The sequence below is a fragment of the Citrobacter sp. wls826 genome (assembly GCF_005281245.1).
Classification (GTDB): Bacteria; Pseudomonadota; Gammaproteobacteria; order Enterobacterales; family Enterobacteriaceae; genus Citrobacter; species Citrobacter braakii.
In genome coordinates this window covers 1-21473 of the sequence record NZ_SZWS01000066.1, presented here as the reverse complement: position 1 = coordinate 21473, position 21473 = coordinate 1, and the positions used below count along the sequence as shown (strand labels likewise).

The 21473-nt window shown below is 48.0% G+C and carries 20 protein-coding genes and 2 pseudogenes; 12 read left to right on the top strand and 10 right to left on the bottom strand.

Annotated elements, in window-relative coordinates; translation table 11 throughout:
- Together FDW87_RS21010 and FDW87_RS21005 are read right to left on the bottom strand one after the other, a co-directional pair.
- A pseudogene (locus FDW87_RS21010) lies at positions 1 to 1140 on the bottom strand (intestinal colonization autotransporter adhesin MisL); the annotation flags it as partial.
- A 75-nt stretch (positions 1141 to 1215) separates the two neighbouring features.
- Positions 1216 to 1833 carry a helix-turn-helix transcriptional regulator gene (locus FDW87_RS21005; RefSeq protein WP_016155022.1) on the bottom strand — a complete coding sequence of 206 codons (618 nt, stop codon included), beginning with the start codon at positions 1831 to 1833 and terminating at the stop codon, positions 1216 to 1218.
- A gap of 577 nt (positions 1834 to 2410) precedes the next feature.
- Here FDW87_RS21005 and FDW87_RS21000 point away from each other — a divergent pair.
- The 3 genes from FDW87_RS21000 (at position 2411) to FDW87_RS20990 (ending at position 5485) form a co-directional block, all read left to right on the top strand.
- Complete coding sequence (locus tag FDW87_RS21000) at positions 2411 to 3184, top strand: winged helix-turn-helix domain-containing protein (protein WP_047358481.1); 774 nt, start codon at positions 2411 to 2413, stop codon at positions 3182 to 3184.
- Positions 3181 to 3645 carry a hypothetical protein gene (locus tag FDW87_RS20995; protein ID WP_016155024.1) on the top strand — a complete coding sequence of 155 codons (465 nt, stop codon included), beginning with the start codon at positions 3181 to 3183 and terminating at the stop codon, positions 3643 to 3645. The genes FDW87_RS21000 and FDW87_RS20995 overlap by 4 nt, the downstream gene beginning before the upstream one ends.
- Before the next feature lie 343 nt (positions 3646 to 3988).
- Positions 3989 to 5485 carry a C69 family dipeptidase gene (locus FDW87_RS20990; protein ID WP_137380140.1) on the top strand — a complete coding sequence of 499 codons (1497 nt, stop codon included), beginning with the start codon at positions 3989 to 3991 and terminating at the stop codon, positions 5483 to 5485.
- Between the two features lie 62 nt (positions 5486 to 5547).
- Here FDW87_RS20990 and FDW87_RS20985 read toward each other — a convergent pair whose 3' ends face one another.
- Positions 5548 to 6210 (bottom strand): LuxR C-terminal-related transcriptional regulator, encoded by a 663-nt coding sequence (locus FDW87_RS20985; protein ID WP_137380139.1) that lies wholly within the window; start codon positions 6208 to 6210, stop codon positions 5548 to 5550.
- Between the two features lie 481 nt (positions 6211 to 6691).
- Between FDW87_RS20985 and FDW87_RS20980 the strand changes: the two genes are divergently transcribed.
- The 4 genes from FDW87_RS20980 to FDW87_RS20965 are packed head-to-tail and all read left to right on the top strand — an operon-like array spanning position 6692 to position 11458.
- Positions 6692 to 7273, top strand: coding sequence for a fimbrial protein (locus FDW87_RS20980; protein WP_137380138.1), 582 nt, complete (start codon positions 6692 to 6694; stop codon positions 7271 to 7273).
- Between the two features lie 54 nt (positions 7274 to 7327).
- On the top strand, positions 7328 to 8032 hold the full coding sequence (locus FDW87_RS20975) for a molecular chaperone (protein WP_137380137.1): 705 nt from the start codon (positions 7328 to 7330) through the stop codon (positions 8030 to 8032).
- A 25-nt stretch (positions 8033 to 8057) separates the two neighbouring features.
- The gene (locus tag FDW87_RS20970; RefSeq protein ID WP_137380136.1) at positions 8058 to 10520 is read left to right on the top strand and encodes a fimbria/pilus outer membrane usher protein; all 2463 of its coding nucleotides are present in this window, start codon (positions 8058 to 8060) and stop codon (positions 10518 to 10520) included.
- Positions 10511 to 11458 (top strand): fimbrial protein, encoded by a 948-nt coding sequence (locus tag FDW87_RS20965; protein ID WP_137380135.1) that lies wholly within the window; start codon positions 10511 to 10513, stop codon positions 11456 to 11458. The genes FDW87_RS20970 and FDW87_RS20965 overlap by 10 nt, the downstream gene beginning before the upstream one ends.
- Before the next feature lie 60 nt (positions 11459 to 11518).
- On the opposite strand, the gene FDW87_RS20960 is transcribed toward FDW87_RS20965, so the two are convergent.
- Positions 11519 to 12355, bottom strand: coding sequence for a helix-turn-helix domain-containing protein (locus tag FDW87_RS20960; protein ID WP_137352478.1), 837 nt, complete (start codon positions 12353 to 12355; stop codon positions 11519 to 11521).
- A 355-nt stretch (positions 12356 to 12710) separates the two neighbouring features.
- Positions 12711 to 13616 (bottom strand): LysR family transcriptional regulator, encoded by a 906-nt coding sequence (locus tag FDW87_RS20955; RefSeq protein ID WP_049282835.1) that lies wholly within the window; start codon positions 13614 to 13616, stop codon positions 12711 to 12713.
- Between the two features lie 110 nt (positions 13617 to 13726).
- On the opposite strand from FDW87_RS20955, the gene FDW87_RS20950 reads away from it, so the two are divergent.
- The 3 genes from FDW87_RS20950 (at position 13727) to FDW87_RS20940 (ending at position 16062) form a co-directional block, all read left to right on the top strand.
- Complete coding sequence (locus tag FDW87_RS20950) at positions 13727 to 14734, top strand: zinc-binding alcohol dehydrogenase family protein (RefSeq protein WP_016155033.1); 1008 nt, start codon at positions 13727 to 13729, stop codon at positions 14732 to 14734.
- 1 nt (position 14735) lies between these two features.
- On the top strand, positions 14736 to 15041 hold the full coding sequence (locus FDW87_RS20945; protein ID WP_016155034.1) for a putative quinol monooxygenase: 306 nt from the start codon (positions 14736 to 14738) through the stop codon (positions 15039 to 15041).
- A 118-nt stretch (positions 15042 to 15159) separates the two neighbouring features.
- Positions 15160 to 16062: a carboxylate/amino acid/amine transporter gene (locus FDW87_RS20940; RefSeq protein WP_016157794.1), complete on the top strand. Its 903-nt coding sequence runs from the start codon at positions 15160 to 15162 to the stop codon at positions 16060 to 16062.
- A gap of 28 nt (positions 16063 to 16090) precedes the next feature.
- On the opposite strand, the gene nlpA is transcribed toward FDW87_RS20940, so the two are convergent.
- The 3 genes and pseudogenes from nlpA to FDW87_RS20925 all read right to left on the bottom strand — a co-directional run bounded on the left by nlpA (position 16091) and on the right by FDW87_RS20925 (position 17601).
- A complete protein-coding gene (nlpA, locus tag FDW87_RS20935) occupies positions 16091 to 16909 on the bottom strand; it encodes a lipoprotein NlpA (protein WP_016157795.1) in 819 nt (272 codons plus the stop codon).
- Positions 16910 to 17031: 122 nt separating this feature from the next.
- Positions 17032 to 17178 (bottom strand): annotated as a pseudogene (locus tag FDW87_RS23210) (ISNCY family transposase); the annotation flags it as partial.
- A gap of 6 nt (positions 17179 to 17184) precedes the next feature.
- Positions 17185 to 17601 (bottom strand): GNAT family N-acetyltransferase, encoded by a 417-nt coding sequence (locus tag FDW87_RS20925; RefSeq protein ID WP_016155037.1) that lies wholly within the window; start codon positions 17599 to 17601, stop codon positions 17185 to 17187.
- A 130-nt stretch (positions 17602 to 17731) separates the two neighbouring features.
- Between FDW87_RS20925 and FDW87_RS20920 the strand changes: the two genes are divergently transcribed.
- Positions 17732 to 18025, top strand: coding sequence for a YicS family protein (locus FDW87_RS20920; RefSeq protein ID WP_137380134.1), 294 nt, complete (start codon positions 17732 to 17734; stop codon positions 18023 to 18025).
- A 92-nt stretch (positions 18026 to 18117) separates the two neighbouring features.
- Positions 18118 to 19500: a glycoside hydrolase family 1 protein gene (locus FDW87_RS20915; protein ID WP_137380133.1), complete on the top strand. Its 1383-nt coding sequence runs from the start codon at positions 18118 to 18120 to the stop codon at positions 19498 to 19500.
- Between the two features lie 55 nt (positions 19501 to 19555).
- Here the strand turns inward: FDW87_RS20915 and nepI are convergent, their stop codons facing one another.
- Both nepI and FDW87_RS20905 read right to left on the bottom strand, forming a co-directional pair.
- Entirely contained in the window at positions 19556 to 20740 is a 1185-nt protein-coding gene (gene nepI / locus FDW87_RS20910; RefSeq protein WP_137380132.1) for a purine ribonucleoside efflux pump NepI, read from the bottom strand.
- A 168-nt stretch (positions 20741 to 20908) separates the two neighbouring features.
- Positions 20909 to 21361, bottom strand: a complete 453-nt coding sequence (locus FDW87_RS20905; protein ID WP_137380131.1) for a DUF1198 family protein — start codon at positions 21359 to 21361, stop codon at positions 20909 to 20911.
- Positions 21362 to 21473: the final 112 nt, after the last annotated feature.

Genomic DNA, 21473 nt, shown 5'->3' with positions numbered 1-21473 from the left:
AGTAGCACCGGCGGCGTGAAGATCGCCGTCGATAAGGAAACGCCCGCCAGCAGAACCGTCGACGATGCCGCCCGTTTCTGTACTGATGGCATAGCTTTCATTGCTGTGATTGCCCGCCATAGCAATAGTAGCGCCGCCACCGAGATTTACCGTGCCGCGTGAAATCGCATACAGGCCGCGTGGGGCCTTGCTGAATGAGTAAACTTTATCGATGCTGTTAACACGAATCGTCGCATTATCACCCAGATTCACCGTCGCATTATAGGAATAGACCGCATGGGCGCTGGCTCCGCTCACCGAAATAGTGGCGTTATTGCCCAGTTCCGTTTTGGAAGATGAGGCGGCGTAGACCCCTATTGAGGAAGTGCCCGATGTCTCGATGGTGGCGTCATTGCCAAGGCGGATTGAGGACCCGCTCTGTCCGGAGCGGATTCCCTCTGAGCTGTTACCGGTAGTCACAATGTGGGCACGATCGCCGACAATAATCGTATTTTTGGCAAGCGTTGCGTCTCTAAACGCGTTGGCGGTGATGCCACGTCCCTGGTTACCGGTGGTTTGAATATACAGATCGTCGCCGACGTAGATGTTTGCTGAGCCTATCCCACCCTGACCGATGGCGTTGTATCCGGCGTTAATACCATCACCATCCTGGCCGTCCACATAAATACTGGTGCGATCCCCGGTGATAATAAAGACTGGATTATCCGGCGTATTAGCCCCGTGCGTGCGGATACCGTCAACATCTTTACCATTATTAGCGGCATTCTTTGACTGTGTGCGAATCGTAAGGTCGTCACCGAAAATAACGCCCGGGCTACCCGTCGCGCTGTTCTGAATAACGGTAATGGTGTGGTCGAAGGCTTCTCCTCCTGGCCCATTCAGCGTTAATCCATGACCATAAACGGGAATGGTACCGGCACTCCACTGATAAACATAATTCGGCGTTTCGCTGTTTTTTTTGAAACTGTCATTCGTCTGTGCAGGAAATAAAGCCTGCAACTCCGGCGAAAGACTGCTCACCAATCCACTGGCAGGAAGACTATCAATATCAATCCAGGCCGCGTGGGTTGAAAATACCATTGACGTTAACGCGGTTGATACCGCTATCGCAATGCGTGAGTAATGCTTAGGTTTTTTCATAATAGCCTCCTGCTTTCGGGCGTAGGGCGTCCACCACATCGCAAAGATGTGAAAATAGTAAGAATCAAAAATGCGTTATAAAATATTCGACAGTATTTGATGAATGCTATGGCCTAATTTATCTTCAAGCCTGAGCTTGTAGACATATATTTTCTTAATATCTATATTATCTATTTTGGTAATTTGCTGAATACTTTTCCCTGACACAAACCGCTTCAGTAATATCATTTCTGTATAGTTGAGTGAGCGTCCGCGTTTACTGTTCGCAAGGTGGCCGGTAAATAATCGGCGAATTTTCTGATGCTGAACTTCATCATCATCATCGGAATATATAATCCCTTGTATTTTATTGCTTTTCGACAGCCAGTAGTTGGCTAACGGCGCGAGATTCCTGTCCGCTATCAACACAATATACATACCGCTGTAGGCCAGCCGGTCAACCCATTGCGGATCGGCGAACAGGCGCAAGTTTGGGAAGGAAAAGTCCACAAAAATAAACCCACGCGACAAATGATTTTGATTATTAAGGAGAAGTTTTTCAATAATTCCTTTTTGCAGAAAACTATTTCCCTCTGGCCAGATCGCAAAAGTGGCTCGGTGACAGTAGTTGGCGCGTACCACAGTATCCGGAAATAATTGACAGGATAATTCACAGCTTATGCAACGAACACTCTGTGATGGTGATCTCTTCATCAAAAATGACTCCTGTTATTTTTCCATAAATATTTCATTGGTAAATAAATGTGTCAATCCGACACGTATGACATTCCTTGTCAGTTAATAACAGTGACACTTAAAAAATGTAATAAACTCCTGATACGCTATTATGAATAGGCTGTAAGCAATGCGATTGCGCTAAGCTTTTTTCTGCTTTATCTCAGAATAACAGTCTGGGTATTAGGAATTTTATGCATAAATCCAAATCCCAGAATAAAAATTAAAAAAGCACTATTTGCTAAAAATTAACCAATGAAAGGGGCTCTTATTAATTACACAATCCTGATAACTCAATCCCCCTTGAAGTGCTGTTGATAAATATAATGAGAATTCAGATAAAACTGTAATGAATTCTCATTATTTAACATTAGTTAATACTCACCTAAGAATTTACACACGTAACACGTTGTATTTAAAGTATTTTTAATCCTTAAGTGAAATTCTTATCTTCGATCACGTACAAAGAGTGAGGCATATTCACGATTTGGATGTAAAATTTAAGGTATGTGTAGGCACACGCGGTGATACGTTATAGTTACTGAGGGCTGGGCAATTGTACCTTATCAATCAGTTGGTCGAATTTAATCCTGACAGCAAAAGTCTGGTCAATCGTCAGACCGGGCGCGCAATACAACTTCAGCTCCCAGCTTCGCTTTGCTTTCTCTATTTAATTACTCACGCAAGTGACATTGTTTCGCAGAACACATTGATAAAAGTGGGTTGGGGTGAGAGAAATAATGTGACCACAACCAACACATTTTACCAGGCTATTCTGACGCTACGTAACGCGCTGGCGGATGTGGGTCTGCCACGTGATACGGTGAAAACTATTTCACGACGCGGACTCAGATTAAATGGAAATACGCAGGTAGAGGCGATAACGCATCTTCAGAGTGAAGTTTTCCAGTCACCGCTAATAGAGGAATACGCGCCCCCAAAGATAATTCCTCCCGCGGCACAACAAACGACGCGGGTCCCCTGGTGGAATATTATATTTAGCGCTGGCATCGTTATTGCCACTTTGATTATCTGGCTGGTGTGGTATCAGACACGTCCTGTTATGCCGTTTAGTAAATTCATTTCTGTTTCTATGCAGGTCCCATCTCGGCAAAACTGTAAAATTTATTACTCACTGAATGATCACGATCAGGAAAATTATTTCAATCTGATGCAACTGCACCCTTCTCTCTGTGAAAACAACAAGCATGTTTTCCTTTCTGGCTACCGTAAAGCGGAGAGGATCGTGGCATTTGTTTGTGATAAAGATGCACGGGTAGATGCGTACGCGTTTTGTACTACCCATTATTACTGGATGCGCGGGCAATGAAAAAAATACACCACCTTATTTTAATCGTAATCGGCGTGGCGACATTGCTCGGCTCAGGCGGATGGCTATGGCATTCACGCTATGCCGAAAAGCAGCTAAATTGCGTTGGAAATGTCGAATGGAATATTGGCAGCAACCGCTTTGCAGGTACGGTTTCATTTCGGATGTACAAAGATGCAGGGCTAGCGACCATTACCGGAAAACTGTACGGACGTAATACCTCAGACATTAGCAGGAACATCTATTTCAGTTATACCCGGCAGCACGAAGCCCGAGTGCTACAGGCAATGCAGGTGGTCAAAACCTTCGCTGATAGCGCCGATGAAGCTGATATTAACAACACATTACCCGGATTTTACCGTCAAAGCGGACGAAACCTGAGCCTGGTTATGGAGGAGTATAAGGGCGCATGGATTTTTGCCAGCTCAAATGTCCCCTCGCTGTATTGCCGCAAAAGGTAACGTCATATCCGGATACAAAAAGCACGCCCCCTTCAATAGAATTCATATTTGCCATCATCGACTTACGCGACATGGGTCACTGAATCCACTCATATCCCATTGCTATTCTTCATCCCGAATCAGGAAACATCCTGAATACCACGATATCCATTGCGCAATAATTAAGCGAAATGGGCGTTTTATTTTGCCCAGAAGACTTCAACCTACGGATGGATATTTGGAGAAGACGTGGACAGGGGCGTTTATCTCTCTCGCGAGCAATGTCTGAGCGTTCAGGCGTTATCGCATTTCAGGAAACGGTGTGTTTCCGGTGTATTTTTGGCGTACATATGAGGGATACGTAATGTTTACTTTTAAAAAGTGCCTGATTGCACTTTCTATAAATTTGGCCGTTGTTTCATCAGGTTTTGCTTGTACGACCCTATTGGTCGGTAATGAAGCATCAGCGGACGGCTCCATGCTGGTAGCCCGTAGCGCTGACAGTGATGCCCTGAAAGCGCAGCATTTTGTCATTCATCCGGCCAAGCAGAATCAGACCGGGGTATACAGCACCAAAGCACATAATGGCGCGAATGACTTTACCTGGCCGCTACCCAAAAACTCTCTGCGTTATACCACCGTTCCAAACTGGAAAACCCAACTGCACGGCGCGACCGGATTTAACGAATTGGGCGTTGGCGTGAGCGGTACAGAATCTATTTTTGCCTCAGCAAAAGCGCTGGCTGCCGACCCCTACGTTGAAGATAAAGGGATCACCGAAGATGATATCCCGGATATTCTGTTGTCCCAGAGCAAAACCGCGCGTGAAGCCGTGGCGTTACTGGGTCATATCGTTGAGACCGTCGGCGCTGGGGAAGGTTTTGGCGTGGCCGTCGTCGACGATAACGAAATCTGGTACCTGGAAACCGGCAGCGGTCACCAGTGGATGGCGCAGCGCCTGCCGAATAACCAGTATTTTGCCACCGGTAATCAGGGCCGCTTACAGGATTACGACCCTAAAAACCCGGACATGATGGCGTCAAAAAACCTGATTCAATTTGCGACCGAAAAAGGTCTGTACGAACCGGCAAAAGATGGCAAATTCAACTTCTCCAAAGCCTATACCCGTGATGATGAGCGTGACCGCACGTATAACGATCCTCGCGTATGGACCATCCAGAAAGAGTTCAATCCTTCCGTAAATCAGGATATGGCCAAAGGGCGCGAATTCCCGGTGTTCATGACGCCAGAGAAGAAGATGACGCTGGATGATGTGAAGGCCGTGCTGCGTAACCATTACGAAGGCACCAGCCATGACCCGTACACCAACGGTCTGAACGGCAAAGAGCCATGGCGTCCGGTTAGCGTCTTCCGCACCTATGAAGCGCACGTGATGCAGGTCCGTCCGTGGTTGCCAAAAGAGATTGGTGAAACGACCTACATTGGTCTGGGTATGGCCGACCTCACCGCGTTTGTTCCGTACTACAGCGGCCTGAAAGCGTATCCGGCAAACTATACGATGGGTACCGATAAAGCGGACGATCAGTCCATTTACTGGAAATACCGTAAGTTACAGACGCTGACGATGACCGATTATCCGAAGCTCGCGCCAATCGTCAAAAAAGCCTACAAAGCATGGGAAGATAAAGTGGCGAAGGAGCAAAAAGAGGTCGAAGCAAAATATCTGAAGATAGTGAAAACTGATAAACCTGCCGCAGATAAGATGCTGAATGACTTCAACTTGCGCATCATGGCCGATGCCGAGAAGCTGACGGAAGATCTGACTAATCAGCTCTTTACCATCCGCACTAAAGACATTCAGTCTGATATCTTCTTTGCAAACGCTGCGAAAAAAGACTGAGTAACGGCACGATGACATGCTGGCGCAAAGTAAGCTTCAAAACTTTGCGCCAGTAGTACGGCTTACATTTCCTTCCGCGGCAGTTGATCGAGAGCCAGGCTTCTTAGATGCAAATTGGCCCAGCAGGCTGCCTGTGTTCGGTTATTCACAGATATCTTTTTAAAGATATTATAAATATGCGTTCTCACTGTATTTTCACTAATAAAAAATGCGTTAGCAATTTCTACATTAGACGCACCTTTCGACAACTCAGTTAAAATTTCATATTCTCTTTCGGTTAAAACTCCGTAGTCACTATCTGATGGCGTGAGGTTAACATACTCTGGCAGCGGTAACAGTGAGCGTGGTGGACGGGAGGTTTTTAGCCCCTCTTTAAGGAGTTCTAACAAATATTCTGTAGAGCAATTATTTGGTACGATTGACTCAAAATTTGGCCATAGCATGCTCTCATAGAGTGGGAGCGACCGCAGGCAGTTAATAATATAAACGCGCAAACTATATGCACTGTCATTGAGTAATTTTGACCAGACATTTTTTAATTTACGGCTTGATGCCTGTATATCATAGAGGATGATACTTCCCTCAACGATAAATGACATGTCTGGTCTGCTAATGTTAACAAAATCAACCAAGATATCGTTTTGCTTATTGAGATAATCCAGCAAGAGTTGCGTCTGTATTGATTGGTTGCTAATGAGTATTATCTTACTGTCCATGTTAAGCATATGTAGCCTTCATTCAAATGATGATTGACAATATTCCTTATCGCTATTGCATGCCAAGCCAATAACAAGTCACTACTTAAGATTAAAGATAATCTGATTGAATTATAAGAATTTAGCTAATTGTGCAATTCGATCATTCGCTTTTTCCGAGCGCAGGATTCGATTTTTCTTTATAGCATTTAAAGAAGTATCACAATACAAACATAACATATTGTATTACAAGTATTTTTATTTAACATTTGAGTAGAGGACTATCTTAATCACAATCTGCTTATAGATAATAATAATTCATTAATACTCATAGTTAATGATCATTATTAATATTATAGGATGAGTGAAATACGTCCAATCTACGATGTACAACAATAATTTATCTAACATAATTGATAGCGGGCGACAGCCTTACAGGGCGCAAGAAAAAAGGAGCCCAGACAATGTTACTGATAATAGGGACGATCTATCTCTAAATGAGGAGCGCATTATGAGTAAACTATCCATTATAATTTTAATTAGCTGTGCCATCGCAATTCCTTCCGCTATGGCAGATTTCGGACATGGCCCCAACAGGGATCAAAAAGGTGTTGTTAATTTTTCCGGTCATGTCTATTCCAATTCGTGCATAATTGAAGCCGGTGATAAAGATAAACAGGTAAAATTAAACCCAGTTCTCAATACATTAGTTAGCAAATTACATGCAACGCAACTCCAGCAATTCAGTATTAAAGTGAAGGGATGTTATATTAATGAAAAAATAGTTCCCAAATTAGCCTGGAATGTTAATTCCCCTCTAACTCACGATGGATATCTCAAAAACACGACAAGGGGTGGAGCCCAAAACGTAGCGCTAGTCCTTAAGGATAATCGCGAAAAAAATATTAACCTGAGGAATAAGAATGACCGATTTGAACCTGAGAAAGATGATCTCCGACATGGCAATGATAGCCCGACTTTAACTTATAAATTCAGCGTGGGTTACATTATACCACGTGAAAATAGTGGTTCATCATATGTTCAACCGGGACCGGTAAGCGCTCAGGCAAACTATAGCATTACTTATCTCTAAATACACAATGCTATAGCTGCCTTGCGCTATAGCATTTATTTTAATAGAGGCTTCATGAAAATTTTCATTTATTTATTAGCTCTATTTGCTCTCTCTACCGCACATGCAAATAATATCATTGTCAATGGCACCCGATTTATTTACTCTGAAGATTCCGCAGAGATCACGATACAAATGACGAATACGGGAAACTATCCATCGTTGGCCCAGGTATGGTTGGATGAGGGAAATCCAGAAAAGTTACCGGAAGAAATTTCCACTCCATTTATTATTTCTCCACCCATTGCCCGCGTTGACGCAGGCAATGGGCAATCACTCAGAATAAAAAAAGCCGTTGATAAAAATATTGTCGCCACCGACCGTGAGTCTATGTGGTGGCTTAACATACTGGATATTCCTTCCGTGGATAAGAATAGCGTCACGGACAATTCAGCTGTGCTCAATTTAGCCATTCGCTCACGCTTTAAGTTTTTCTGGCGACCCAGTGGGTTAGGTGACCGTCAAAACGCGGAAAATAAGATAAAAATTATTGCTAACCAACGTGACATAACGCTGGTAAACCCCACCCCCTTCTTCATCACGGTTGCGGATATTGTGACGTCATCAGGCCATGGACTCATAAACGAAGGGGTCATGGTCGCCCCGAAAAGCAGAACGACTATCAATGCAAAACAACAAGTCAGCCAGGGTGAATCGGTTGTTTTACAAGCAATCAGCGATTACGGCGGAGTTGTGGAACACAAAACAACCATTAATTAATAAAAAGGGATAAAAGGAATTAGTAATGGGTTTATGTAAAAGGATCCTCACCATACCCTGTTTCATTATTTTTCATGGTTCATTATTTTCCGTTGGAGCTCACGCAGAAGATAGCACTCGCTACGAGTTCGATAACGCCATCTTAATGGGCAATGCTTCACTTAACGATTTGCAGTCCTTTAATGCCGCAGGCTTATTGCCCGGGACATATATCGTAGATATTTATATTAATGATAACTGGCGTGGACGTCGTGAACTATTATTCAAAAAAGATAATCACGGCGATTTAGTTAGCTGTTATTCAGAAGCATTTCTCAAAGGCGTGGGCATTAACCCAGAAAAAATGAATCAAACGCTGGCAGCTCACCCTTCACGCTGCGGCAGCATTGCCGATTGGGACACCAGCGGGAAAGCAACGGAGAGACTCAACACCAGCCAGCTTGAGCTGCGCATCACCATCCCGCAGGCTTATGTTGATAATATCGAAAACAATTATGTCCAACCTGAACTCTGGCAACCAGGGGCGCCGGCGATTAATTTCAGCTATAACGCCGATTATTACAGCACCCAGCAACGTGGTAACGATCGTTCAAGTACGGACAGCGCCTGGGTGGGAATGGATATCCGAAGCTCTGCTGGAGGGTGGCTAATTGAACATTTTGGTAGCCAAAATTGGGACAGTAAAATAGGTAGCCATTACGCCAATAATCGCACGACGCTAAAACGGCCCATCACTCGTTGGAAATCCATGTTAAGCGCTGGCAAGTTCTATACTGACAGCCAGATGTTCGACAGTATGGCTATTCTCGGAGTGGGATTGGCTTCTGAGGATTTAATGCGCCCGGATAGCACGCTGAACTGGGCGCCGATTATTCGCGGCGTAGCTGAGACCAACGCCCGCATCACCGTCACCCAGGATGGTCAAACCATTCATCAGTCCTCGGTTCCGGCTGGGCCATTCTCGATTGATTCCGTGTTGCCCGCGAATACTGGCGGCGAGTTGCTGGTCACGATTCAGGAATCAGACGGGCGTATCCGCCGCTTTACCGTTCCATACTCTTCGGTACCACAGCTACTAAAACCCGGCATTTCGCGCTATGGCATCACTCTCGGGACCGTCGATGAAGATAATTATGATGAAGATCCGTTTTTAGCCCAGGCCTACTGGCAGTATGGCCTGAACAACTATTTAACGTTGTATACCGGGGCCTCTGGATTCGAGCGCTATCAGTCAGCCCTCATCGGTAGCGGTCTGAACACCCAGCTCGGCGCATTCGCCCTTGATATCACCCAATCGCGCCTGAAGCTTGAGGACAATCGTCAACAAGGACAACAGTATCGTCTGACATGGAATAGCACCCTACCCTGGTCGGCAACCGCGCTCTGGCTGGAAGCAAAATACAGTTCACATCACTTTTACGGTCAACGCGATGCGCTGGATGCCCTGGATGCACAGGCATTCGTCAGCCAATATTTCTCGTCACGCGAGAAGCAGTCGTTTAGCGCCAGTATTAATCAGCCGTTATCCGATACCTGGGGTTCATTCTATTTATCCGGCTCTCTTAAGAAGTTCTGGGATCAGCAGGATAATTATCGCCAGTATGCCGTGGGATACACCAATGCCTGGGGCAACCTGACCTGGAGTATATCCGCCCAGCGTTTCTGGAATGAGGATCAACAGGGTTCGGTCACCAAAGATGACCAAATCATGCTCTCATTCAGCTATTTCCTGCCCCGGGATAACGCCGGTTTTACGCAGATCTCCTCTGATAGCTACAGCAATAACGGCAAAGCCAGCAATACACGCCTCGGCTTCACGACCTCGACTGATGAGGAAAACAATATCGTTTGGGGAGCCAATACTGGCTATCTCCGCGGCGGTAGTGTGGAATGGGGAGCAAACGGCATGGTGCGTACGCCTTATACCTCGCTGAACGGGACGTGGAGTCAGAGTAACTCATGGCACCAGGTAAGCGGTGGAATGAGTGGCATGCTGGTTGGGCACGCGGGGGGAATAACCTTTTCACCAGAGCGCTCAGATACCGTCGCGCTGGTCTATGCGCCTGATGCGCATGGCGCTCATCTTGAAGGCGTACCTGGAACCCGCTTCGATAAAAATGGCTACGCCATTCTGCCCTGGCTTCGTCCGTGGCGCGTGAATGACGTTACTATCGATCCAAAAGGTTCAACTGAAGGTCTGAACTTTACTAAAACCCAGGCCAAGATTGCGCCTTACGAAGGTAATGTCATTCCAGTCACCTTTGAAACGACGCTCAGAAAACAGAACATTATTTATCCCCGCCTGCAGGGTCAGCAGAGAATGCCATTCGGTGCCATCATCCGCGACAATGCCAATAATCATGTCGGCTACGTCGGACAAGGCGGTGCGCTTTATATTGATGAAACCACCTCACCAGAAGTGTTCGTTTCACTGGAAACAGGGAAATGCACGATCGTGTTAAAAAACCAGGAGGCCACATGTCGGTAATACGTACCGCTTTAATTCTGGGCTGTGCCTTGGGCATTCATCAGGCAGCCAGTGCTGCATGTACCCTGACCACACAAAAGTTTATTTTATCGCCGGAAATCGTTAACGATAAGCAATCAATCCAGTCAGGGGGAGTTATTCAGACGCGCACGCTTTCGCTACAGAATATTCAGGCGTCAGGCTGTACTAACAACCAGCCTTTTTCCGCACAGATTATTGGCGATCGGTCCGCAATGAAACAACCCGGTATTATACGCAGCAATGTGAGTGGGATTGGCATTAAAGTCACCCTGGAAACCTCAACCGGACAAACGATCCAGTGGCCATCAACTTTCAGAGCGACGGCAGATGAATTCAGAAACAGCAAAATAAAGATTGAGCTGATCAAACTGGATGATCAGCTTGCGGCAGGAGCCGCTGCGGGTTCCATCAACCTGCAAATCAGAAGTGAGGCTCAATCGTTGCCCGTGGTGGATATCATTGTGCCGGCAAAATATATCACGATGCTCAACCGGTCATGCGCAATCAAAGGTAACCGCTCGATCAACGTCAAACTGCCCGATATAGCACTTGAGCAATTCAGAGGCTATGGAAGCACTGCGGGAAGAAAACCATTTACTATCGATCTTCTCTGTAAAAGTGATTTTACCACGCCTTCCCGGGTTATTCTAAGCTGGAGCGACACAGAGAATGGTCACCAAAGTATTATCGGTGTACTAAAGAATATCCACCTCAAAGGCGCTGCTGGCATCGGCATTCAGGTGTTAGATCAACAACAACAGCCTGTTAAATTCAATACACCTTCATATATCAATTTAGCACCTCAAGATAAAGGTAATCATTCCATCCCGTTTTATGCTCAGTATTATCAAACAGCTAACAATGTCAGTCCCGGCATTGTACGTTCAGTTTTGTATTTCAATGCTGAGTACCAATAATTAATCCTAATTTAGGCGTACTGCGAGGTCTTTGCTCCACGCAAGTGGAGCTTTTTTACATTACACATCTATCGGAATGTAATGTTCACAGGTAATTATTTTGTTTTTAAGATCCTCTTGGTTATAATGGAATATTTCAATATCATAGCCTGCCTTCCTTTTTAATTTACTCTCCGGCAACATCTTAAAATAAATATATCTTGAATAGAGTGGATAGTCCTCTTTCTTGAATCTGAATGAAAAACAGGCATACGTTCCCGAAGGACACTCATAACGATTATAGGCATTGGGCGAATGATGACTTTTGTTACCAATGATGCTTTTAACTTTCAACCGCATCATTGAGTTTGGATTAGACGAGAAATCGGTTAATGCCCACACATTTTGTTTTGAACTGGTAAGTTGCTCAAATATTAGATTTAATCGATGAAGATGCGAGTCACTGGCAGGCGGGATTGGTGTGTCATAGTTGTACTGAAATCCATGCACGATATCAGCAGGTAAGGTACGTAGTTGCAATTCGCCGACAACAATATCACTGCGCAGTACAAACGACATTAACGGCGAAAGATCCCAACTGGGATTTTTACGGTATTCTGTGGGGGTATAACCGGTTAGTTTTTTAAATTCACGGCAGAAAGATTGCTGAGAATCGAATCCTACCCGCACTGAAATATCGATAATATCCATATGAGTAAGGCGTAACAAGCTTGCTGCTTTGGTTATCCGTCGCCTACGAATATAAAGCCCCACAGGCATATTTATTCGCTGCTTTAAAATATTCTGTATATGTCTGCGACTGTATCCGGAAAACTGTGAAATGTCATCAATACCAATGCCTGAAACAAAATTATCTTCTATATAATACAATACATCATTTATAGTCTTTGACTTCAATGGCCCTCTCCTACCCCAATAAATAACGTAATAACAAAAAGCATCAATGCGTTTAACAATCAGGCAAAGAAATAGGTATGTATCGGGGCTATTATGTTTTATATCGTAGCGGAAGGTATCTCGTCAAATACCTTTTAATAAATATACAAGTCATTAAATCATCGACCAAAAAATTCTTAAAATAAATATTATAAACACTGCATTAATTTAAGAAATAATATTTATCGAAGAAATTATACTCAATGAAACAATTATCACTAACTGATCGGCGTTCCGATCAGATTAATGCCAGCAACAGAGATTAGCTATTATTTATGCGTATGGCTATCGAATAATATTCCTGCGATTGAACACCTCACGGGGAAACGCCCAACGTGTCACACCGCGCCTTCACGGCGTCATGCAGCAGACGGACAGCCGTTGAAAGCTGCTTACGATGTGGGCAAATCATATTCAGCGGGGCTTTCTCGCCCAGGTAATCAGGCATCAGTAGCTGCAATCGTCCATCACGCACATCCTCGCTGACATCCAGCCACGACTTGTATGCGATGCCTTCTCCGGCAATCGCCAGCCGTCGGATTACTTCAGCATCGTCGCTCATAATGGTGCCGTTAACCTGCACACTGCTAACCTCGCCGTTATGCGTAAACGTCCAGCGATCGTGCAGGCGTCCGCGTAAGACGAAGGTCATGGCGTTGAGCTGTGTTAAATCATCCGGAGTTTGCGGCGCGCCGTTTTGCACAACCCATTCCGGTGATGCCACCAGCACGCGCCGGTTACCCGGTGCGACAGGCAGCGCAATGTAAGATGCGTCTTCGGTGTTGCCATAGCGAAACGCTACATCGACGGGGTCTTTAAAGACATCCGTCACCTGGTCGGAGAAAAAAATCCGCAGGCGCAGCGCGGGATAGCGGCGTCGAAACGACTGAAAGACCGGCAGCAGTAGGTTCCGACCGAGATCGGAAGGTACGGCGATTTGCAGCGTGCCTGAAACTTCATCTTCCGGGGTCTGAATTTTTTGCAGTCCGGCATGCATCACGTCCAGCATCTGGCGGGCATAGGGTAGCCAGACCTCACCTTCCGGCGTCAGGCGCAGACTGCGCGTGGAGCGGGCGAACAAGCGGATAGCCAGCGTAGACTCCAGGCGCTTAATAGCAGAACTGACCTGAGCTGGCTGAACGCCGACTTCGCGTGCGGCATCGCTAAAACTATTCAGCGCCGCGGCGCGGACAAACAACGTGAGATCTTCAAGCCGGAACATTTTCACTCCCCGAGTATAAGTCCTGTCGCCGAAGGGCTATTTTTCCCGTTCTGCTACCGGTTTACCATCGAATTATTCAACAGATAGAAGGTTTATTAACCGGAGAGATTATGAAAGCCATCGCTATTACCCGCGCCGCAACCGACGGCAGTAACATTGAATTTTTACAAGAGATTGACCTGCCCATGCCCGTCGCCTCCGGGCACGATCTGCTGGTTGAAGTGAAGGCCATTTCCGTCAATCCCGTTGACACCAAGGTCCGCGAAGGTTTTAACGCTGATGTGCCCCGCGTGCTGGGTTGGGACGCCGTTGGCGTAGTGAAGTCCGTGGGTGAAGCAGTCACTCTGTTCGCTCCTGGCGATGAAGTCTGGTACGCCGGTGCGCTGGGTCGCGCTGGCAGTAACAGTGAATTTCAGCTGGTTGATGAACGTATTACCGCGCTGAAGCCGCAATCTCTGGACAACGCTTCTGCTGCGGCACTGCCGCTGACCGCCATCACCGCCTGGGAAATGCTGTTCGACCGCCTGGGCGTTGAGGAAAATGGCAATGAAAATGATGTGTTATTGATTGTTGGCGCTGCTGGCGGCGTCGGTTCTATCCTGACGCAACTGGCCAGTAAGCTGACCAAAATGACTGTCATCGGTACCGCTTCACGTCCACAGAGCCAGAAATGGGTACGTGAAGCAGGCGCTCATCATGTGATTGACCACAGCAAGCCGCTGATGGAAGAGCTGGCTCGGATAGGCATTAAAGAGGTGACGCACGTTGCCAGCCTGAACAATACCGAGCAGCACTACCCGCAAATTATTGCCGCCCTGGCGCCGCAGGGCAAACTGGCGCTGATTGACGATCCGCAAACCCTCGATGCACGTCCACTGAAGGCCAAAAGCATTTCGCTGCACTGGGAATTTATGTTTACCCGTTCGATGTTTACCACCCACGACATCATTGCGCAGCATCAGCTATTAACCCGCGTGGCACAGTTGATCGATGACAACACCATTCGCACCACGCTGGGCGAGCATTTTGGCGCAATCAACGCGGCGAATCTGCAAAAAGCGCACGCGCAAATTGAAACCGGTCGTTCAGTCGGCAAGATTGTGCTGGAGGGGTTTTAACATGTCTGATTCAGAGGTGATTTCAATTATTGCGGTACTGAAAGCCAGACCGGGGAAAATCGACGCACTAAAACAGGCGCTGCAGGCTCTGCTGCTGCCCACGCACCAGGAGCCGGGCAATATTGAGTATGCCCTGTTCCAGTTGCGCGACACACCGGATGTCTTCTACGTTCGTGAATCCTGGCGCGGTCAGGCCGGTCTGGACGAGCATATCGCCCTGCCCCATTTCCAGACGTTTATTCTACAAATGAACGAGCTGCTGGCCGAACCGCTACGACTGGATTATCTGACGCCGATTGCGCCGTAAGATGACTGCCGAAGCCCCCTGCGGTGTGGGGGGCTGTGCCCGTCATGTCTCACTCGCTTCGCTATCTCTGCTATGATGCCTGCACACAAATAAAACAAAACAACATGCAGAGGGAAAGATGAGTTCCACCAGAAGAGGGATGATGAACGTCCTGATTGCCGCCGTATTATGGGGAAGTTCAGGCGTTTGCGCGCAGTACATCATGGAACAAAGCCAGATGTCGTCGCAGTTTCTGACCATGACGCGCCTGATTTTCGCGGGGCTCATTCTGCTGATGCTCTCTTTCGTGCACGGCGACAACGTGTTCTCCATTATCAAAAACCGCAAGGACGCCATCAGCCTGCTGATTTTTTCCGTGGTCGGGGCACTCACCGTACAGCTAACCTTCCTGCTGACCATCGAAAAATCCAACGCCGCCACCGCGACGGTGCTGCAATTTTTGTCACCGACCATTATCGTGGCGTGGTTCTCCGTGGTGCGCAAAGCGCGGCCGGGGATTTTAGTGCTGACGGCGATCTTCACCTCACTCATCGGTACCTTCTTACTGGTCACCCACGGTAATCCGACGTCGTTATCTATCTCAGCTGCCGCGCTGTTTTGGGGAATAGCCTCGGCGTTTGCCGCCGCGTTCTATACCACCTACCCCTCAACGCTCATCGCGCGCTACGGCACATTACCGGTCGTCGGCTGGAGTATGTTAATCGGTGGAATGATCCTACTGCCGTTCTATGCCGGGCAGGGAACTCATTTCGTGGTGAATGGCAGTTTAATTCTGGCGTTTTTCTATCTGGTGGTCATCGGCACGTCACTCACGTTTAGCCTGTACCTGAAAGGCGCGCAGATGATTGGCGGACCGAAAGCGAGCATTTTAAGCTGCGCGGAACCGTTGAGCAGTGCGTTGCTGTCCCTGCTGCTGTTAGGCATCACCTTTACCCTGCCAGACTGGCTGGGTACGCTTTTGATCCTCTCATCGGTCGTGCTTATCTCAATGGACTCACGTCGCCGCGCCAGAGCGGTTTAACCCCAACCGGCGCGGCAACGGGTGACGATTACCAGCCCGGAACTGCGCCGCCGTTAAAGATAGTTTCAGCCGCCTTCGCCACTTCCGGTGACTGATAAGATTGCAGGAATTCTTTCACATTCTCGGCATCTTTATTGTCTTCTCGCGCCACCAGGATGTTCACGTACGGTGAATTTTTGTCTTCGATAAATACGCTGTCATGTACCGGAGAAAGCCCGGTTTGCTGGATGTAGGTGGTACTGATAATCGCCACATCCACTTTTTGATCGTCCAGCACGCGCGGTAGCTGCGCCCCTTCCAGTTCCATAATTTTCAGATGTCGCGGATTATCCGTAATATCCAGCGCCGTTGGCAGCAGGCCGGTATCCGCTTTCAGAGTGATTAACTTCTCTTTTTGTAGCAGCAACAGCGCCCGCCCAAGGTTGGTCGGATCGTTAGGTATCGCAATCGTCGCACCGTCTTTTAGTTCAGCAACAGTTTTGATTTTCTTCGAATAACCCGCCATCGGGAACACAAAGGTATTGCCCACCGCTACCAGCTTATAGCCGTGCGCTTTATTATCTTGTTCAAGGAACGGACGATGCTGGAAGACGTTGGCATCCAGCTCACCATGATTAGTGGCATCGTTGGGCAGCAGAGAACCGCTAAACCCCACCAATTCCACCTCCAGGCCATATTTTTCTTTAGCGACTTTCTTCGCGACTTCCGCCACATCCTGCTCTGCACCGTTAATCACGCCCACTTTAATATGCTTTGCATCGTTGTTCTGCTGATCGCATCCTGCCAGCAATAATCCCGCCAGTAATAACGCCGCTCCAGCCCCGAAATAAGGTATCTTCAGTTTCACGTTTTTTCCTTTTGCAATAACCGCCTGATGAGTAATGAAATGACTATAGCGGGAAGGCCGCTGCGGTTTAAAAAACGAAAAAGCATCAGCAAGAAGAAAAAAGCATAATGCGAAAAGGAAAATTAGTCGGAAGGTGCCGTTAGCTCATCAAAGGAAAGCCCAGTAATAATTAGCACCAGTTCACGATCAATCCCCTTTTCAAGCATGGCTTGGGCTATCCGCAACGCTTCTTCCTGCTTGCCTTCAAGTAATCCCTTTTGCAGTCCTTCCGGTCATCAAAACGTTTTCGACAAATAATGGCGCGCGGAACCGGTTTCTGGAAAGTTATCGAGGGTCATTTGCAACTGATAGCCGTTTTTCTGATAAAACGGCAGCGCCTGGAAACTCATCGTGTCCACCAGCGCATGCAGGCATCCTCTCTCACGCGCCGTCTGTTCAGCGGCCTGCATCAACTTTGTGCCGTAACCGCCTTTACGCAGCGAGTCATGCATCCACAGGAAATCAATGCACAGCCATTCGCCTTTGATTTTACCGATCAGCCCGCCCAGTATTTCATTGTGCTCATCGCGCCAGTACACCGCCAGGTCGCCAAAATTGGTGGTCCTCAGGAACTGGCGATTGTAGGCGCGCAATCCAACAAGCAGAGCATTTTGATCGTCTTCAGTAATGGTATCTGTAATCTGTATTTGCATCCTATCCTCCTGAAAAACTAAAACTTCTGGCTGATTTTCTTTTTAGAAATTAACACAGGCTGATGAGTGAGGCGCATGCCGTCTACACTTACTCTTGAGATGATGCGCATCGACAACAAGGATTATTATCATGAAACAAGCCGTTTTACCGCTTATTGCCATTCTTTTCATGCTGCCGGGTTTGGCGCTGGCCGATTCGGCTTATGGCTCTCTACAGTCCGTTCATGAAAAAAACACCGTATTGAAGGATTTACGCAAGATTTGTACCCCGCAGGGGTCGCCATCGGATGAGGTGTGGGAAAAAACGATTATGGCTGATACCCGTAATCAGCAACACATCCGCGAAGCCATTCTGGCAATACAAAGAAACAATCAGAACAACTACTGGGAAGCGCTGGGCAAAGTTGAATGCCCGGATTTGTAACTATCGCATTGAAAAACGAGTGCTGTAACCGGTTTCTGTTTTGCAAAATCGCCTATTGTGTAGGGAAATGAAACACATCAAGGAGCAAGATAATGCGATACCGTTTTCCCGAAAACTTTTGGTGGGGCAGTGCCTGCTCGGCGCTGCAAACCGAAGGGGATAGTCTGAACGGCGGCAAAAGCCAGACGACATGGGACGTGTGGTTCGACCGCCAGCCTGGGCGTTTCCATCAGGGGGTTGGCCCGGCGAACACCTCGACCTTTTATCAGCACTGGAAACAGGACATCGCACTGCTCAAACAGCTGAAGCACAACAGCTTCCGCACTTCAATCAGTTGGTCACGACTGATCCCGGACGGTACTGGCGACGTCAACCCGCAGGCAGTTGATTTCTATAACAACGTCATCGATGAGCTGCTGGCGCAAGGCATTACGCCATTTATCACCCTGTTCCACTTCGATATGCCGATGGTGATGCAGGAGAAAGGTGGCTGGGAAAACCGTGATGTGGTTGAGGCGTTTGGTCGCTACGCACAAACCTGTTTTACCTTGTTCGGCAATCGGGTGAAGCACTGGTTCACCTTTAACGAACCGATTGTCCCGGTAGAAGGCGGCTATCTGTATGACTTCCATTACCCTAATGTGGTGGATTTCAAACGCGCGGCCACCGTGGCGTATCACACCGTACTGGCGCATTCCACGGCGGTACGCGCGTACCACGCCGGAAGTTATGACGGTGAAATCGGTGTGATCCTGAATTTAACGCCCTCTTATCCGCGCTCACAACACCCGGCAGATGTAAAAGCTGCGCACCATGCGGATCTGCTGTTTAACCGCAGCTTCCTTGACCCGGTGCTAAAAGGTGAATATCCGGCGGATCTGATAGAGCTGCTAAAAGAGTACGATCAACTCCCAGCATGTCAGCCAGGTGACCGTCAGCTCATCGCCGATGGCAAAATCGACCTGCTCGGTATTAATTATTATCAGCCGCGCCGCGTGAAATGTCGTGATACTGCCGTCAATCCTGACGCGCCGTTTATGCCGGAGTGGCTGTTTGATTATTACGAAATGCCGGGGCGTAAAATGAACCCTTACCGTGGCTGGGAAATTTACGAGCCAGGTATTTACGATATTATTACTAATCTGCGTGATAACTACGGCAACCCGCGCTGTTTTATTTCTGAAAACGGCATGGGAGTCGAAAATGAGCAACGTTTTATTCAGCAGGACCAAATCAACGACAGCTACCGTATTGAATTTGTTTCCGCGCATCTTAAATGGCTACATAAAGGCATTAGCGAAGGGTGTAATTGTCTTGGCTACCATATGTGGACCTTTATTGATAACTGGTCCTGGCTCAACGGATATAAAAACCGCTACGGTTTTGTCCAGTTAGATTTAGATACGCAAAAACGTACGGTGAAGAAAAGCGGCGAATGGTTTGCCCATACCGCCGAAAACAATGGTTTTGATTGAGTCAGTCGTCAGATAGCGGTGTTGCCTGAAAGCTGCGCGCCATCAGGCAACAATCTCACTGTATTCTGACCTTCATCGTGACCAGAAGCGCCGTCAGCAGCATCAGGCTGCCGGAAAGCATCAGGGGCGAAAGCAGTCCGAGGTTATCGAGCGCATAGCCTCCCACCGCTGCCCCGCAGGTATTGGCAAGCTGGATCACGGCGACCTGGACGGATCCAGCTTTTTCTGCCTGATCGGCAAGCGATCGGGTGATCCACGTCGACCAGCCGACCGGAACCAACGCAAACGCCAGGCCCCAGATAATCGCAATACCTGCCGCCACAACTTTGTCGCTACCCCACAGGATCAGGACCAGCGCGCTAAGCGCCAGCACCAGCGGCGCACCGGCTAAGGCCAGTTTGACCGAGCGTTTCAGAACCACCGAGGAGAGCGACGTCCCGACAAAGCTGGCGATACCAAAACTCAGCAGCACCAACGTCAGGCCATCAACTTCAAAGCCTGCCAGATTCATATAGATCGGGCGAATATAGGTAAAGAAGGCGAACTGTCCGGCAAAGGACATAAAGATGGCAATCATCCCGGCCATCACCCCCGGGCGCTGCAGCAGGCTGAACATATTTTGTTTCTGATGCGAAGGTTCACCTGGCAACGACGGCAGCGCTCTCACCACCCAAATCGTGCACAACACGCCCATTACCGCCGCCGCATTAAACACGTTGCGCCAGCCGATAATGCCGCCCAAAAAACTCCCCAGCGGCGCGGCAATCACCAGCGCGACAGAGACCGCGCCAAAAATCACCGACAGCGCTTTCGGTACCGTACGGGCGGGAACCAGACGCATGGTCAGCGACGCTGACATCGCCCAGAATCCGCCAAGCGCCAGACCGAGACAGGCGCGGCCAATGAGCAGCAGTGAAAAAGAGTTGGCAAAGGAAACCAACAGGCAGGAGAGCGTCAGCAGCACCGAAAACACGATCACCACGTAGCGACGATCGGTCGCCTGGATAATTTGCGTCACAAACAGGCTGGCGAACATGGCAACAAATGCCGTCACAGTCACCGATTGTCCGGCAACACCTTCAGAAATCCCCAGATCCTGCGCCATCGGCGTTAACAGGCTAACGGGCAGAAACTCAACGGTTATCAGGCAGGCAACGCAGAACGCCAAAGCGAATACCGCCGACCAGTTCGGTCGGGCATTTGCCTCAGCGCGGGATTTTTGTTCAACAGCTTCACTCATTTTGTTACCTGCGTGGGGTTATTGCAGAAAAGTTACGCAGTGTAACACTAAATTTGTGACGCATTTAACGTTTTGGCAACTTTACCGCTGAATGTCGACGTGTCTTATTCGACCAGCGGTAGGGTCCCTTTGTCGGCCTGAGTCACGTAACGCCAACAGGCATGACTGTCAGTGTAGCCAGTGCACGCCATCTTCGGGCTGGAAAAAGGCGTTATAGCGCATCTGAAACGCATTAAACTCCTGCATATCCGGCTCTATCTCGCGCAGAAAACCGAGCGCCAGACGCACCTGTGCGTCAGTAATCGGCGTGGCCAATCGGGCTTTTTGCAGCCAACGGTGCCATTGCAGCAGATTCGACTCACTGCCGTCGACAATAACGATTTGCCAGATCAACAACACCTGGGCAGCATTTTGCAGATGCGATTCATCTGGGCGGTGGAGGTACTGTAAAAAAGCCTCACCCTGTACTTTTCCCATCTGATCGATCATCGACTCTACCAGCACAACATCAATATTCAGTCGCTCGCTCAGACGGCGAATTGCCCGTCGAGATCCGGACGTCAACACCCGAAAACCCACTACAAAAACAACGACCAATGTGGCCAGCATTATCCAAATCATGCGCACATCCATTACCAGACAGGATGCCCATCATAACGGCAAATTCCTCTCTGTCGACGACTGAACGTATCAACGCGATTCAGGATGGATCCGCGGCATAAAAAAGCCCGCC

Excerpts from the sequence above, each read along its gene's own strand:
- FDW87_RS20980 (WP_137380138.1), top strand. The coding sequence starts at position 6,692 with ATGAGTAAACTATCCATTATAATTTTAATTAGCTGTGCCATCGCAATT.
- FDW87_RS20955 (WP_049282835.1), bottom strand. The coding sequence starts at position 13,616 with ATGTTCCGGCTTGAAGATCTCACGTTGTTTGTCCGCGCCGCGGCGCTG.
- FDW87_RS20965 (WP_137380135.1), top strand. The coding sequence starts at position 10,511 with ATGTCGGTAATACGTACCGCTTTAATTCTGGGCTGTGCCTTGGGCATT.
- FDW87_RS20945 (WP_016155034.1), top strand. The coding sequence starts at position 14,736 with ATGTCTGATTCAGAGGTGATTTCAATTATTGCGGTACTGAAAGCCAGA.
- FDW87_RS20940 (WP_016157794.1), top strand. The coding sequence starts at position 15,160 with ATGAGTTCCACCAGAAGAGGGATGATGAACGTCCTGATTGCCGCCGTA.
- FDW87_RS21005 (WP_016155022.1), bottom strand. The coding sequence starts at position 1,833 with ATGAAGAGATCACCATCACAGAGTGTTCGTTGCATAAGCTGTGAATTA.
- FDW87_RS20990 (WP_137380140.1), top strand. The coding sequence starts at position 3,989 with ATGTTTACTTTTAAAAAGTGCCTGATTGCACTTTCTATAAATTTGGCC.
- FDW87_RS20905 (WP_137380131.1), bottom strand. The coding sequence starts at position 21,361 with ATGATTTGGATAATGCTGGCCACATTGGTCGTTGTTTTTGTAGTGGGT.
- FDW87_RS20915 (WP_137380133.1), top strand. The coding sequence starts at position 18,118 with ATGCGATACCGTTTTCCCGAAAACTTTTGGTGGGGCAGTGCCTGCTCG.
- FDW87_RS20970 (WP_137380136.1), top strand. The coding sequence starts at position 8,058 with ATGGGTTTATGTAAAAGGATCCTCACCATACCCTGTTTCATTATTTTT.
- FDW87_RS20975 (WP_137380137.1), top strand. The coding sequence starts at position 7,328 with ATGAAAATTTTCATTTATTTATTAGCTCTATTTGCTCTCTCTACCGCA.
- FDW87_RS20985 (WP_137380139.1), bottom strand. The coding sequence starts at position 6,210 with ATGCTTAACATGGACAGTAAGATAATACTCATTAGCAACCAATCAATA.
- FDW87_RS20950 (WP_016155033.1), top strand. The coding sequence starts at position 13,727 with ATGAAAGCCATCGCTATTACCCGCGCCGCAACCGACGGCAGTAACATT.
- FDW87_RS20995 (WP_016155024.1), top strand. The coding sequence starts at position 3,181 with ATGAAAAAAATACACCACCTTATTTTAATCGTAATCGGCGTGGCGACA.
- FDW87_RS20925 (WP_016155037.1), bottom strand. The coding sequence starts at position 17,601 with ATGCAAATACAGATTACAGATACCATTACTGAAGACGATCAAAATGCT.
- FDW87_RS20920 (WP_137380134.1), top strand. The coding sequence starts at position 17,732 with ATGAAACAAGCCGTTTTACCGCTTATTGCCATTCTTTTCATGCTGCCG.
- nepI (WP_137380132.1), bottom strand. The coding sequence starts at position 20,740 with ATGAGTGAAGCTGTTGAACAAAAATCCCGCGCTGAGGCAAATGCCCGA.